Source organism: Variovorax sp. GW821-FHT09B01 (genome assembly GCF_059418345.1).
In genome coordinates this window covers 36,105-49,617 of the sequence record NZ_JBWKPQ010000027.1, presented here as the reverse complement: position 1 = coordinate 49,617, position 13,513 = coordinate 36,105, and the positions used below count along the sequence as shown (strand labels likewise).

Sequence of the window (13,513 nt, the reverse complement as noted above, 5' to 3'; positions counted from 1 at the left end):
CCTATGTCCCTCGATCCGCTTCAAGCCCTGCGCGGCGCGAACCGCCCGGCGGTGCCCATCCCCGACGCCTCCGCCGCCTTCGGCACGCTGCTCATTGCCGGCGCCACCGGCGCGCTGGGGCAGGACCTGCTGCACCGGCTCGCGGGCAGCCACCGCCATGCGCATGTGCGCGTGCTGGTGAGCGAGCCCATGCACGACGGGCTGCCCGGCGTCGAGTCCTGCCTGTGCCCGTCGCTGCCGATTGAGCAGTGGCCGCCGACCTCGGCCCGGGCCGCGATCGTGGCCTTCGACGCTCCGCGCCTGTACCACGGCCGCGAGCGCGCGCTGTGGCTGCCCGACCCCGAGCAACTGCCGGCGCTCGCGCGCTGGCTGCGCGCCTGCGGCGTGCAGACCCTCGTCATCGTGCAGCCGCACGACCAGGGCCGGCTGCCCGAGGCGCTCAAGCGCGGCCTCGCGAACCTCGACGAGCAGGCCGTGGTGGCCTGCGGCTTCGAGCGCCTGCTGATCCTGCGCTCGGCGCGCAAGCCGGCCGCGGCGCAGCGCGCGAGCCGCCCCGAGCGGCTGGCGGCCTGGATGCTCGGAACGCTGAGCTACATGGTGCCCAGCAGCGAGCAGCCGGTGCGGCCGTCGAAGCTGGCCGAACTGGTCGACCTCGCGCTGCGCATCGCGCCGCCGGGCGTGCACATCGCGGCGCCCGAGGTGGTGTGGCGCGCGGCGCAGCCCGGGGCGATGCAGGCGGTGGCGCGCGAGTGGCTCGGCGCGCCGGCCGAGGCGTAGCCGCTCAGCCGCGCCACTGGCGCAGCAGCTCCCGCGATTCCATCACCAGCCCGAGGTGCAGCGAGACCATCGCGAGCGCCGCGCTCTCGAGCCGCGTGTCGGTGCCGCGCACCAGGTCGCGCAGCACGATCACGCGGTAGTTGTGGTTGTTGGCGTCGAAGGCGGTGTTGAGCACGCAGCAGTCGGTGAAGCCGCCGTCGAGCACGACGGTCTCGATGCGCTGGTTGCGCAGCAGGAAGTCGAGGTCGGTGGGATAGAAGGCCGAGAGGCGCCGCTTGCTGTCCACGCGCAGGTCGCCGGGTTCCACGCGCGTGACCCACTCGGTCCACTTCGAGCCCTCGAGGGCATGCGCGTCGGCGTTCGGGATCTCGCCCACGTGCAGCGGGAAGGTGCGCCGCCAGGCGGCCGGAATGCCGCGCAGGTCGTCGCTGCCGTCGGGCCGCAGCACCGACTTCACGTGCACGATGCGCACGCCGAGCGCGCGCGCTTCGTCGTGGAAGCCGTCGATCGGCGCCACCACCTCGCGGGCGCGCGGCGCCGGGCACGGGCAGGCGGGATCGTCGTCGAGGTGGCCGCGGTGCATGTCGATCGAGACCACCGCGGTGGTCCTCGGATCGAGGTAGTCGGCGAAGCGCGCCGCCTCGAGCTCGCGCGGCGCGTCGTAGACCCAGGCCTTCAGCGTCATCTTCTTTCCTCCCGCACATAGGCCTGGCCGAGGGCGCCGGGCTCCTCGTCGGCGCCGCGTCGCGACAGCGCCACCCAGACCATCACGCCGAGCGTCACCGCGTAGGGCGTCATCATCACGAAGTACTGCGGCAACTGCACGCCGGCCGCGGCCAGTTGCGGGATCAGCGCCTCGATGCAGCCGAACAGCAGCGCGCCCACCAGCGCCTTCCACGGCGACCAGCGCGCGAAGATCACCAGGCCCACCGCGATCCAGCCGCGCCCGCCGGTCATGCCCGCGATCCACAGCTTGGTGCTGACCACCGAGATGTAGGCGCCCGCCAGGCCCACCAGCGCCGAGCCCGCGAGCACCGCCGCGAAGCGCCAGGCCGGCACGCGGATGCCGGCCGCGTCGGCCGCCTGCGGGTTCTCGCCCACGGCGCGCAGCCGCAGGCCGGTGGCGGTGCGCGCGAAGAACCAGGCCACCGCACCGAACAGCGGCAGCGTGAGCCACACCATCGCGTTCTGCTCGAACAGCCGGCCCACGACCGGCAGCTGCGACAGCGGCCACAGCCCCATCGCGCCGATGCCCTCGGTGGCATGGTTGGTCCACCCGGCCAGGCTGCCGACCAGCGCCGTGAGCCCCTGGCAGAAGAACACCAGCGCCAGCCCGGCGATCACCTGGTTCACGCGCAGCCAGATCACCATGACCGCGAACAGCACCGACACCGTGGCCGCCGCCAGCATCGCGAGGGCCAGCGACACCGCGGGCTGGCCGATCGCGATCTGCGCGCCGATGCCGGCCAGCGCGCCCACCAGCATCAACCCCTCGGCGCCGAGCGAGAGCACGCCCGCGCGTTCGCTGAGGATCAGGCCGAGGGCGGCCAGTGCATAGGGCACCGCGAAGTCGGGCGTGCTCGCGAGCCAGTTGAGGATCACGCCGCCGTTCATGGCGCGGCCTGTGTGCCGACGCGGCGCAGTCGGTGGCGGATGAAGAAGTCGCTCGAGGCGACGCACACCACGATGATGGCCTGGATCAGCTGCACCATCGAGAACGGCACCTGGTAGAACACCTGCAGGCTGCGCCCGGTGACGAACAGCGCCGCCACCAGCAGCGCCACCACCGTGGCCGCGAGCGGGTTGTTGCGCGCGAGGAAGGCGATCAGGATGCCCGAGAAGCCGTAGCCCTGGTAGAAGGCCTGTGTGAGCCGGCCCTCCTGGCCCGCGGCGACCGCGAAGCCCGCGAGCCCGGCCATCGCGCCCGACAGCAGCACCGCGCCGTAGATCGTGCGCCGCACCGGCACGCCGTTGGCATGCGCCACGCGCGGGTTGGCATCGACGAAGCGCAGGTACAGGCCCGCGCGGCTCACGCCCACCAGCCACCAGGCCAGCAGCGCGACGATGCCCGCGAGCAGGATCGCGCTGCCGATGCCGGCCCCGAGCTCGGGCAGCCGCTCGAAGGCGCGGAACTGCGGCGAGTAGGGGAAGCTGTCCTTCGGATCCTTCCAGGCGCCGTAGACCAGGTGCAGCAGGAAGTTGGCCGCCATGTAGTTGAGCATCAAGGTCGAGATGATCTCGTTCACGCCCAGCCTGAGCTTGAGCCAGGCGGGCCCGAGCACCCACAGCAGGCCGCAGCCGATGGCGGCCGCGAACATCAGCGGCAGGCGCAGCGGCTCGGGGCCGAGCTGCCAGATCGAGACGGCGGTCGCGCCGATGGCGCCCCAGATCATCTGGCCCTCGAGCCCGAGGTTCCAGAAGCGCGCGCGAAAGGCCAGCGAGCCCGCGAGGCCGACCAGGATCATCGGCGCGGCCTGGAACAGCACGGCGCGGAAGTTCTGGCCGTCGAGGAAGGTCTGGGTCACGAACTCGTTGGCGAGCTCGTCGGCCGGCACGCCCGCGGCCACGAGGATCGCGGCCGAGATCGCGAAGCCCGCGGCCAGCGCGGCCGCGAGGATCAGCGCCTGCCAGCGCCAGGCCATGTGCTGGCGGATCTCGAGCGCGTAGCGGCGGCGTGCCAGCGGCTGCACGCGATGCGGTGCCGAGCCGCGCGCGGTGTCGGGGGCGAGCGCGGCTTCAGCCATGGTCCACCATCGCCTGCCCGATGGCCTGGCGGTCGGCCGGCTGCGCGAACTCGCCCGCGATGCGCCCGCGCGTCATCACGCCCACGCGGTCGGCCAGCTGCAGCACCTCGTCGAGGTCCTCGCTGATCAGCAGCACCGCGGCGCCGCCGTCGCGCGCGGCACGCAGCCGCGCATGCACCTCGGCGCTGGCGCGCACGTCGAGCCCGCGGCTCGGGCTGTGCGCGAGCACCAAGGTGGGCGACTTGCCGAACTCGCGCGCCAGCACCAGCTTCTGCGCATTGCCGCCCGACAGCAGCGCGGCCTTCTGCGCCACCGAGCGCACGCCCTGCACGTCGAAGGCGCGCACCGCCTCCTGCGTGTCGGCCTGGATGCGGCCGCGCCGCAGCCGCCACACCGGGCCGTAGCGGCCCGTGTGCACGCGGCCGATGGCGTAGTTCTCGGCCACCGACAGCCCGCCCGCGAGCGCGAGCCCGTAGCGGTCGGCCGGGATCGCCGCGATGCCGAGCCCGCGGCGCGCCGCGGCGGCCATCGCCTTCAGGTCGCCATGGCCCTCGAGCCGGATCTCGCCCTCGACGGCCTCGCCCGGCAGGCCGAGGATCGCGCCGGCCAGCTCGCCCTGGCCGTTGCCGCCGACGCCGGCCAGGCCGTAGATCTCGCCCGCGTGCAGCACGAGGTCGACGCCGTCGAGCACGCGGCGTCCCTCGGGCGAGGCGGGGGTGCGCAGGCCGCGCACCGACAGGCGCACCGCGCCGCGTGCCGAGGGCGCGGGCCGGAAGGCCGAGGCCGCGACCGCTTCGCCCACCGTGAGCTTCACGAGCTCGGCGACCGACGCGTCCTGCGGGCGCAGCGTGGCCACGGTGCGGCCGCCGCGCATCACGGTCACGCGGTCGGCATAGGTCTTCACGTCGGCCATCTTGTGCGTGACCAGCACCACCGCGGCGCCGCCGCGCGCGAGCCCCTGCACGGTCTGCAGCAGCCGCGCGGCCTCCTGGTCGGTCAGCACGGCGGTGGGCTCGTCGAGGATCAGGATGCGCGCGCCCGCGAGCAGCACCTTGAGGATCTCCACGCGCTGCTGTTCGGCGATCGAGAGCGTGTCGACGCGGCGCATCGGGTCGATGTCGAAGCCCAGCGCCGAGGCCTTGTTGCGGATGTCGCGCGCGATGTCGCGCAGCCGCTCGCCATGGCTTCGGAACTCGGCCGAAGGCGGCGCGGTCAGCAGGATGTTCTGCGCCACGGTGAAGGGCCGCACCAGCTTGAAATGCTGGTGGACCATGCCGATGCGCTGGCGCGCCGCATCGCGCGGGCCGGCGAAGCGCACCGCGTTGTCGTCGACCAGCAGCTGGCCCGCCTCGGGCGCATAGAGGCCGGCCGCGATGTTCATCAGCGAGGACTTGCCCGCGCCGTTCTCGCCGAGCAGCGCATGCACCTCGCCCCAGCGCGCGGCGAAGTGCGCGTCGGTCAGCGCCGCGAAGCCGTCGAAGGATTTGCGGATGCCGGTGAGTTCGAGCGCGTTGGGCATGGGGGTGGAATTCCTCGCGGCTACTTCTGCGTGACCACGCCCTTGACGAACCAGTCCATCTTCCAGAGGTCGGCATCGGACAGCACGGCGCCCTTGGCCACGCGCTCCTTGCCGTCGCGGTCGGCCAGCGGGCCGGCGTAGATCTGCTTGCCCTTCATGAGCGCGTCGCGCTCGGCGGTGATCAGCGCGGCCTTGTCCTTGGGCACGGCCGGACCGAAGCCCGCGATGTCGGTGCCGCCGTCCTTCATCGAAATGAAGGCGCCGTACTCGGCGGGCTTCCAGTTGCCGGCCATGATCTTCTTGAGCTCGGGCGTCAGGAAGCGGTCCCACACCCAGACCGAGGAGCACAGCGTGGCCTTGGGCGCGAACTGGCGCAGGTCGCGGTGGTGGCCGGTGCCGTAGACGCCACGCTCCTGCGCGACGATCTGCGGCGTGGGGCTGTCGACGTGCTGGCCGATCACGTCGGCGCCCTGGTCGATCAGCGCGGCGGCGGCGGCGCGTTCCTTCACGGGGTCGTTCCACGCGCCGGTGTAGATCACGTTGACGGTGGCGTTGGGGTTCATCTTCTGCGCGCCGAGCGCGAAGGCGTTGATGGTCCAGTTCACCACGCCGAAGGGATTGGCCGCGACGAAGCCCAGCTTGCCGCTCCTGGAGGCCGCGCCCGCGGCCATGCCGCACAGGTACTGGCTCTCGTAGGTGCGGCCGTAGAAGGATTCGAGGTTGCGGCCGTTGGTGGTGCCCGAGCCGTTGAGGAAGGCGACGTCGGGGTACTTGGCGGCCAGGTCCTTGAAGCTGTCGGAGTAGCCGAAGGCCGTGCCGATGACGATGTTGGCGCCGCGCTGGATGAACTTCTCGGCCGCGGGCTTGATGGCCGAGGCGTCCTCGGGCACGTTCTCGACGAACTGGATCTTCTGGCCGAGTTCCTTCTCGATCTTCGCGCGCGCCTCGTCGAAGGCCTGGGTCCAGCCGCCGTCGTTCTTGGGGCCGAAGTAGAGCATCGCGATCTTGGGCTTGTCCTTGAGCGTGAAGCCGTCGGCGGCGGCCGCGGGCAGCGCCGCGAGGGACGCCGCGCCCGCCGCGAAGGCCAGGGCGAGGCAGGAAACGGGAGTGCGCGACATGGAGCGACCTTTCGAGAGAGGCATGACGGAAGGGGCGGAAAGAAGAAGGAGAACGAGCAGGCGCGGGGACGCCGCGTTCGCGTCACAGCATGAAGTTGATGCGGAACACGTTGCCCTCGGGATCGAGCAACACCGACTGGTACCAGTCGTAGTAGGTGCGATAGGGCGCCTTGACGAGCGTGGCGCCGGCCTCGAGCGCGATCGGCACCATCCGGTCGACCTCGTCCTGGCTGTCGACGTCGATGTTGAGCAGGAACTTCACGCCGCGCGTGTCGGAGAACTCGGCGAGCTGCAGCAGTTCGTAGGCATCGAGCGCGTTGAAGCCCAGGCTCGACTTGCCGGTGTCGAGGCCGCGGAAGATCGGCGAGCGGATCGCCTCGATCTCGGGGAAACCGAACACGCGCTGGTAGAAGCCGCTGAGCGCGACCACGTCCTTCGCGAAGACGTTGACGTAGGACAGGTGGGCCATGTGCTCTACGCCGTCACCTTGGTGCCGCCGAAGGTCGTCTGCTTGACGAACTTCGAGGTCAGGTGGTCGCCCGAGGAGATCGGCGCGTACTTCGGTTGTTCGCCGGGCGCGAGGCAGCTCGGCAGACACTCGACCATCGCGTCGTAGTTGGGCTGGTGGAAGAACACCAGCGACTGCCGTCGGTTGGTGCTCGCCACCTCGAAGGGCGGGTTGATCACGCGGTGCAGCGTCGACACCCACTGGTCGTTGGTCCACTGCATCATCAGGTCGGCGATGTTGACGACCAGGCCGCCCTCGACCTGCGGCACGTCGACCCACTGGCCGGCCTTGTTGAACACCTGCAGGCCCTTGTCGTCGGGCAGCACGATGGTGAGGCTGCCGTAGTCGCTGTGCGCGCCCGCGCGCAGCTGGCCCGGCAGCGGCTGCTCGCGCTGTGGCGGATAGCTCAGCACGCGGAACATGCTGATGTGGCGGTCGATCTTGTCGTCGAAGAAGCGCTCGGGCAGCGCGAGGCCGAGCGCGAACACGCGCATCAGCGAGCGCGAGAGATCGCTCATCGCCTCGAAGTAGCCCTCGTAGGCTTCGCGGAAGCCCTCGATCGGCGGCCAGCTGTTGGGCTCGAAGTGCGGGCCGGCCGCGGGACCGCGGTGGTAGTCGTCGTCGGGCACGTTCGAGGGGCCGATCGAGAACGACTCCTTGAGGTCGCCCGGTGCCGCCTCCTCGAGGCTGTACGACAGGCCTTCCTCGCCGACCGCGCTGTAGCCGCGCACCGCGTCCTCGCGCGGGCGGTCGACCTTGCGCTTCTCGGCCAGGGGCAGCTCGAAGAAGCGCCGCGACAGCGAGGCCACGCGTTCGATCAGCTCGGGCGCGATGCCGTGGTTGGTGATCACGAGGAAGCCGATGCTGCGGCAGGCTTCGTCGACTTTGTACGCGACCTCGGCCTTGCCTTCGGCGGTGCCGGCGAAGTACGGCGCGAGATCGATGATGGGAACGGACAGCAGGGTCATGGCGAATGGCTCCATGGGCTTGGCATGCCTTTCGCCATGCAACGTCTGTGCCAGTTGGACCAAATGGACAAATCGCTTTCGTCGCGTCAGCATGGTGCGCCGCGAGGCCTTCGGAACACCGGCGCGGCGCGGTGCGATGCATCGCGGCCTTACAGTGGTGCGCGTTCCGAACCAACGATCGACGAAGACAGAAAGAGCGAGGGAAGATGCCGAAGACCAAGGCGCTGGCCGCGGCCAGCCACAGCGAGAAGCCGAGCCGCAAGCCCGCCGTGCGCAGCGCGTCGGCGGTGAACCGGCGGCTGCGCCAGATCGAGAACAAGCGCAGCGCGATCCTGGGCGCGGCGCTCGGGCTGTTCTCGCGCTTCGGGCTGCACGGCACCTCGATCGACCAGGTGGCCGCGCGCGCCGACGTGTCGAAGAGCAACCTGCTCTACTACTTCGCGAACAAGGAAGAGCTCTACGTCAACGTGCTGCGCGACCTGCTCGCGCTGTGGCTGGAGCCGCTGCGCGGCTTCAGCGCCGAGCAGGATCCGCGCGAGGCGATCGGCGACTACATCCGCCGCAAGCTCGTGATCTCGCGCGACCGGCCCGATGCCTCGCGCCTGTTCTGCCTCGAGATGATCCAGGGCGCGCCGCTGCTGCGCGACGAACTCGATCGCGAGCTGCGCACGCTGGTGGAGAAGAAGTCCGAAGTGATCCGCGCCTGGGTCGAGGCCGGCAAGCTCGCGCCGGTCGATCCGCCGCACCTGATCTTCGCGCTGTGGGCGATCACGCAGCACTACGCCGACTTCGGCGTGCAGGTGCAGGCGCTGTCGGGTCACACGCTGGAAGACGAGGGATTCTTCGAGCGCACCGTGGAGAACGTGCAGCGCATCGTGCTGCAGGGCATCGAGCCGCGTTGAGTTCGCGGCTTCAGTGCGGCGGCGCCGCGATCTCGTGATAGCGCCGATCGAAGTAGATCAGCCCCTGCGCCGCGCCGCCGATGGCGATGGCCACGGCTTCGCAGAACAGCACGTCGTGCGTGCCCGCGCTGGTGGCGTGCATCACGCGGCAGTCGAAGGAGACGGCCGCGTCCTCGAGCATCGGCGAGCCGGTGGCATCGCGGCGCCAGCGGCCGGCGGCGAAGCGCTCGTCCATCGGCGTGCGGCCGCCGAACAGCGCGGACAGCGACTGATGGCCCGCGGCCAGCACGTTCACGCACAGCACGCCATTGGCCTTGAAGGCCGGGTACACCGAGGCCGAGCGGTTCAGGCACACGAGCAGGGTCGGCGGCTCGTCGGTCACGCTGCAGACGGCCGAGGCCGTGAAGCCGGCGCGGCCCGCGGGACCGTCGGTGGTGATGATGTTGACGGCCGCGCCCAGTCGCGCCATTGCGTTGCGATAGTCGCTTTTCTGCAGGCCGGGCGGCAACCCGGCGGGCGTCGGAATGGAGGCCATGGCGTGTTGCATGCCAGGTGCTTTCAGGCCAGCACGCAGGCCTCGTCGAAGCCCAGGCGCGGCAGGCGCCCGAACAGCTTCGACGCGTCGCCGTGGCCGAGGTTGATGAGGAAGTTGACGGTCCAGTCGCTGCCCTCGAAGAAGGCGGCGTCGACCTTGGCCTTGTCGAAGCCCGACATCGGGCCCGCGTCGAGCCCGAGCGCGCGCGCCGCCAGCAGCAGGTAGCCGGCCTGCAGGCTGGCATTGCGAAAGGCCGTCTCGTGCGCGGCCTCGGGGCTGCCGGTGAACCAGCTGCGCGCATCGGCATGCGGGAAGAGGCTGGGCAGCCGGTCGTAGAACCTGCGGTCCCAAGCGGCGATGACGGTGACGGGTGCGCTCATGGTCTTGTCGAGGTTGCCCTTGGACAGCGCGGGCGCGAGCCGGGCCTTGCCCTCGGGCGTGCGCACGAACACGAAGCGCGCGGGCGAGCAGTTGGCCGAGGTCGGCCCGAGGCTGGCGAGCGCGTGCAGCTGGCGCAGCTGCGCGTCGGGCACCGGTTCGGCGGTCCAGCCGTTGTGGCTGCGCGCGGCGGTGAAGAGCAGCGCGAGCGCCGCGTCGTCGAGCGAAGAGGAAGTGATCATGCGATGGCGGCGGGTGCGGCGACCCGCGAGAGGAAATCGAGCAGGCCGCGGTTGAAGGCCTCGGCCTCGGTCACGCTGTGGGCATGGCCGCCGTGCGCGACGAAGTCGAGCGTGACGTCGCGCAGGCCGTCGGCCAGGTGCTGCGAGCAGGTCCAGGGCACGAGCACGTCGTCCTTGGCGGCCGCGATCAGCACGGGCGCGGCGATCTCGCCGAGGCGCGAAGCCACGTCGAAGGCGCGCAGCGCGCCGATGCGCGCGCGCATGTTGGCCTCGCCCGGAAAGTGCGCGAAGGCATGGTCGACCTCGTCGGCCACGCGCTGCGCATGCTCGGCGGCCCAGGCCGCGGGGTACAGGAAGATCGGCTGCGCCTCGACATAGGCGCGCGCACCGCAGGCGCCGAGCAGCGCGAGCCGCGCGTCGAAGCAGCGCGCCGAATGCGGATTGGGTCGGGCCCACGCGTTGACGAGCACCAGGCTCGCGATGCGCGCGGGTGCGTCGAGCGCGAGCTGCAGGCCCACGAGGCCGCCGAGCGCGTGGCCCGCGAAGTGGCACTGCGCGGTGTGCGTGGCATCGAGGATCTCGAGCACGTCGCGCGCCATGTCGGCGATCGCATAGGCCTCGGGCAGCGCGGCGGGGCTGCGGCCGGTGCCGCGCTGGTCGTAGGCGATGACGCGGTGGCCGGCGGCGACCAGCGCGCCGAGCTGCGGTTGCCAGAAGCCGGCCGAGCCGCCGAGGCCCGACGACAGCAGCACCGTGGCCGCGGCATCCGAAGGGCCATGCACCTCGTAGTGCAGGGTGCTCATCGAGCTCAGGCCTTGCGGCCCACGTGCGCGATCGAGGCGATCTCGATCAGCGCGTCGGGCTTCACCAGGCCGCACTGGATGCAGAAGCGCGCCGGCTTGGTGCCGGGGAAGAACTCGGCATAGACCGCGTTGATCTTCGCGTAGTCGGCCCAGTCCTTGATCATGATCTGGTTGAAGGTCACGTCGTCCATGGTGCCGCCCGCGGCCTCGACCACGCCCTGGATGGTGGCGAGCACATGGCGCGCCTGCGCGGCGGCATCGCCGACGTGGACCACGTTGTTGTCCTTGTCGAAGGGCAGCGTGCCCGAGACGTAGAGCACGCCGTCGGCGAGCGTGCCGGGCACGTAGGGGGCGAGCGGCACGCCGGTGCCGGGCGGGATGATGGCTTGCTTGGGCATGGGAAGGCTCCTGGAGAAAAGAGGATCAGGCGGTGGCCGTTTCGGCCGGGGCGGGTTGCGGCAGTGCGGCCGGCGCGAAGCTGCGGCAGAAGTGGTCGACCGAGGAGACCCAGCCGAAGAAGGTCTCGACGTTGTAGACCGAGGCCTGCTGGATCGCGGCCCCGCCGAGCTCGTGCGTGGCGTCCTCGAGCATCACGGCGAAGTACTCGAGGTGGAAGGCGTCGCGCAGCGTGGACTCCACGCAGACGTTGGTCGCGATGCCGGTGAACACGAGGTGGCGGATGCCGCGCGAGCGCAGCGTGCTGTCGAGCGTGCTGTTGAAGAAGCCGCTGTAGCGCGTCTTGGGCACGACGATGTCGCCGGGCTGCGGCTTCATCTCGTCGATGAGCTCGTAGTCCCAGCCGCCCTTGGCGAGGAAGCGGCCCTGCAGCTCGGGCCGCGCGCGCATGGTCTTGAGCGCGTTCGACTTGTGCCAGTTGGGCGAGCCGGGGCCGCCGGCCTCGACATAGCCGGCGTCCCAGCCGTTCTGCAGGAACACGACGAGCAGGCCGGCCGCGCGCGCCGCGGCGATGGCGCGCACGATGCCGGCGATGGTGCCCTGCGCGCCCGAGATGTCGAAGCCGGCCGAATCGACGTAGCCGCCGAGCGAGGCATAGGCGTTCTGCATGTCGACCACGACGAGCGCGGTGTCGCTCGCATGCAGCGCGAGCGGCTCGGGGCGCGCGGGCAGGATCAGCGGGGCGGGTGCGCCCGCGGCGCGCGGCGCGCCGACGGGCGTGGTCGAGGTGAGGGTGGCGTTGCGGGCCGGTGCGTTCATGGCGTGCTCCGGCTCAGGCCGCGAGGCGCTCGGGTTCGACGCGCGAGGGCACCGGGCTCGGCACGTGCGCGCGGCTCTTCATCAGCGGCTGGATGCGCTCGCCGAAGGCCTCGACGCCCGCGAGGAAGTCGTCGAAGGTCAGCAGCACGCCCTCGGTGCCGGGCACCTCGGCCACCTCGTCGAGCAGGCGCGCCACGGTTTCGTAGGAGCCCACGAGCGTGCCCATGTTGATGTTCACGGCCGAGGTCGGGTCGGCCATCTGCCGCACGTTGGTGTCGGCGCCCGATTTGGTGTCGGCCGCGCCCTGCGCGCCGAGCCAGGCGATGGCCTCGCTGTCGGCGCCGGCCTTGTAGTGCTCCCACTTGGCGCGCGCGGCCTCGTCGGTCGCGTCGGCGATCACCATCATCAGCACATAGCTGGTGACGTGGCGGCCCGTGGCGGCGCTGGCCTCGATCAGCTTCTCGGCCGCGGGCGCGAAGGCGCGCGGCGTGTTCACGCCCTTGCCGAAGCAGAAGTTGTAGTCGGCGTACTTGGCCGAGAACGCCATGCCGGCGTCGCTCTGGCCGGCGCAGATCACCTTCATGTCGACCTGCGGGCGCGGGCTCAGGCGGCAGTCGTCCATCCGGAAATGCGTGCCCTTGAAGTCGCAGCGGCCCGTGCCCCAGAGATCGCGCAGCACCTGGATGTATTCGGACAGGTATTCGTAGCGCGTGCCGAAGAACTGGTCGCCGGGCCACATGCCCATCTGCGAGTACTCGGGGCGCTGCCAGCCGGTGACGAGGTTGAGGCCGAAGCGGCCGTTGGAGATCGAGTCGATGGTCGAGGCCATGCGCGCGACGATGGCCGGCGGCATGACCAGCGAGGCCGCGGTGGCGAACAGCTTGATCTTGGTGGTGACGGCCGCGAGCCCGGCCATGAGCGTGAAAGACTCGAGGTTGTGGTCCCAGAACTCCGTCTTGCCGCCGAAGCCGCGCAGCTTGATCATCGACAGCGCGAAGTCGACGCCGTAGTGCTCGGCCTTCAGCGTGATCGCCTTGTTGAGCTCGAAGCTGGGCTTGTACTGCGGGGCGTTCTCGGACAGCAGCCAGCCGTTGTTGCCGATGGGAATGAAGATGCCGACGTTCATGGAAGAGCTCCGGTTGCGGGATGGCGAGGCTCCTTGCATGCGGCGTGCCAGTCGGAAAAATCCTTTCAAATCAATGGCTTGATGATTTTTAGGGCCGTTGTTTTGTCCAAATGGTCCAAAGTGGAGCGGTCGATCGCCCGAGGCTGCGGCGGCACGGTGCGCGCCGTGCCAAAGCAGTGCAGTGCCCGCGTCACGCACGGCGCGGCAGAATCACGCCCATGCCCAAGTCCCCACTCCGCACCGCCGCGGCCATCGGCGGCACCGCCGACGACATCGAGGCCGCCTTCTACGAGGCGCTGCAGCGCGGCGACATCGACGCGCTGATGGCCTGCTGGGCCGACGAGGACGAGGTGTTCTGCGTCCATCCGGGCGGTCCGCGGCTGGTGGGCACGGCGGCGATCCGCTCGGCCTTCGAGCAGATGTTCGGCAACGGCGCGATCCACGCCACGCCCGCGCACGTGCGCAAGATCGACTCGATCGCGAGCGCGGTCCACAACGTGCTCGAGCGCATCGAGGTGCTCACGGTCGAGGGACCGCGCCATGCCTTCGTGCTGGCGACCAACGTCTATCACAAGACCGCGCAGGGCTGGCGCATGGTGGCGCACCATGCGAGCCCGGGCAGCGCGCGCGAGCCCGACGACGCGAACGAACTGCCGCAGATGCTGCACTGAGCGCCGG

At 70.7% G+C, this 13,513-nt stretch carries 16 protein-coding genes; 3 read left to right on the top strand and 13 right to left on the bottom strand.

Going from position 1 to position 13,513, the window contains the following annotated elements:
- Positions 1-3 precede the first annotated feature (3 nt).
- Complete coding sequence (locus tag AC07RV_RS39575) at positions 4-777, top strand: hypothetical protein (protein WP_296777915.1); 774 nt, start codon at positions 4-6, stop codon at positions 775-777.
- 4 nt (positions 778-781) lie between these two features.
- Here the strand turns inward: AC07RV_RS39575 and AC07RV_RS39570 are convergent, their stop codons facing one another.
- From AC07RV_RS39570 to AC07RV_RS39540, 7 genes are all read right to left on the bottom strand, one after another.
- Positions 782-1,456: a cysteine hydrolase family protein gene (locus tag AC07RV_RS39570; RefSeq protein WP_366928988.1), complete on the bottom strand. Its 675-nt coding sequence runs from the start codon at positions 1,454-1,456 to the stop codon at positions 782-784.
- Between the two features lie 2 nt (positions 1,457-1,458).
- Positions 1,459-2,391: an ABC transporter permease gene (locus tag AC07RV_RS39565; protein ID WP_296777922.1), complete on the bottom strand. Its 933-nt coding sequence runs from the start codon at positions 2,389-2,391 to the stop codon at positions 1,459-1,461.
- Entirely contained in the window at positions 2,388-3,521 is a 1,134-nt protein-coding gene (locus AC07RV_RS39560) for an ABC transporter permease (protein WP_296777924.1), read from the bottom strand. The genes AC07RV_RS39565 and AC07RV_RS39560 overlap by 4 nt, the downstream gene beginning before the upstream one ends.
- On the bottom strand, positions 3,514-5,040 hold the full coding sequence (locus tag AC07RV_RS39555; protein WP_296777927.1) for an ABC transporter ATP-binding protein: 1,527 nt from the start codon (positions 5,038-5,040) through the stop codon (positions 3,514-3,516). The genes AC07RV_RS39560 and AC07RV_RS39555 overlap by 8 nt, the downstream gene beginning before the upstream one ends.
- A 20-nt stretch (positions 5,041-5,060) precedes the next feature.
- Entirely contained in the window at positions 5,061-6,158 is a 1,098-nt protein-coding gene (locus tag AC07RV_RS39550; RefSeq protein ID WP_296777930.1) for a BMP family ABC transporter substrate-binding protein, read from the bottom strand.
- Between the two features lie 82 nt (positions 6,159-6,240).
- Positions 6,241-6,627, bottom strand: coding sequence for a VOC family protein (locus tag AC07RV_RS39545; protein ID WP_093350364.1), 387 nt, complete (start codon positions 6,625-6,627; stop codon positions 6,241-6,243).
- Between the two features lie 5 nt (positions 6,628-6,632).
- The gene (locus AC07RV_RS39540) at positions 6,633-7,634 is read right to left on the bottom strand and encodes an isopenicillin N synthase family dioxygenase (RefSeq protein ID WP_296777933.1); all 1,002 of its coding nucleotides are present in this window, start codon (positions 7,632-7,634) and stop codon (positions 6,633-6,635) included.
- 206 nt (positions 7,635-7,840) lie between these two features.
- Here AC07RV_RS39540 and rutR point away from each other — a divergent pair, with 206 nt between their 5' ends.
- Complete coding sequence (rutR, locus tag AC07RV_RS39535) at positions 7,841-8,536, top strand: HTH-type transcriptional regulator RutR (RefSeq protein ID WP_093350367.1); 696 nt, start codon at positions 7,841-7,843, stop codon at positions 8,534-8,536.
- A 10-nt stretch (positions 8,537-8,546) separates the two neighbouring features.
- On the opposite strand, the gene rutF is transcribed toward rutR, so the two are convergent.
- Genes rutF through rutA form a run of 6 tightly spaced genes read right to left on the bottom strand, consistent with a single transcriptional unit; the run spans position 8,547 to position 12,835 of the window.
- Positions 8,547-9,071, bottom strand: a complete 525-nt coding sequence (rutF, locus tag AC07RV_RS39530) for an NADH-dependent FMN reductase RutF (RefSeq protein WP_281081036.1) — start codon at positions 9,069-9,071, stop codon at positions 8,547-8,549.
- Positions 9,072-9,094: 23 nt separating this feature from the next.
- Entirely contained in the window at positions 9,095-9,691 is a 597-nt protein-coding gene (locus AC07RV_RS39525) for a malonic semialdehyde reductase (protein ID WP_296777939.1), read from the bottom strand.
- Positions 9,688-10,494, bottom strand: coding sequence for a pyrimidine utilization protein D (rutD, locus tag AC07RV_RS39520; protein WP_296777942.1), 807 nt, complete (start codon positions 10,492-10,494; stop codon positions 9,688-9,690). Before rutD ends, AC07RV_RS39525 begins: the two co-directional genes overlap by 4 nt.
- Positions 10,495-10,499: 5 nt before the next feature.
- Positions 10,500-10,892, bottom strand: a complete 393-nt coding sequence (rutC, locus tag AC07RV_RS39515) for a pyrimidine utilization protein C (RefSeq protein ID WP_208511345.1) — start codon at positions 10,890-10,892, stop codon at positions 10,500-10,502.
- Positions 10,893-10,917: 25 nt separating this feature from the next.
- A complete protein-coding gene (gene rutB, locus AC07RV_RS39510; RefSeq protein ID WP_296777948.1) occupies positions 10,918-11,709 on the bottom strand; it encodes a pyrimidine utilization protein B in 792 nt (263 codons plus the stop codon).
- Between the two features lie 13 nt (positions 11,710-11,722).
- Positions 11,723-12,835, bottom strand: a complete 1,113-nt coding sequence (rutA, locus tag AC07RV_RS39505; RefSeq protein ID WP_296777952.1) for a pyrimidine utilization protein A — start codon at positions 12,833-12,835, stop codon at positions 11,723-11,725.
- Positions 12,836-13,053: 218 nt separating this feature from the next.
- On the opposite strand from rutA, the gene AC07RV_RS39500 reads away from it, so the two are divergent.
- Positions 13,054-13,506: a YybH family protein gene (locus AC07RV_RS39500; RefSeq protein WP_057593960.1), complete on the top strand. Its 453-nt coding sequence runs from the start codon at positions 13,054-13,056 to the stop codon at positions 13,504-13,506.
- The last annotated feature ends 7 nt before the right edge of the window (positions 13,507-13,513 follow it).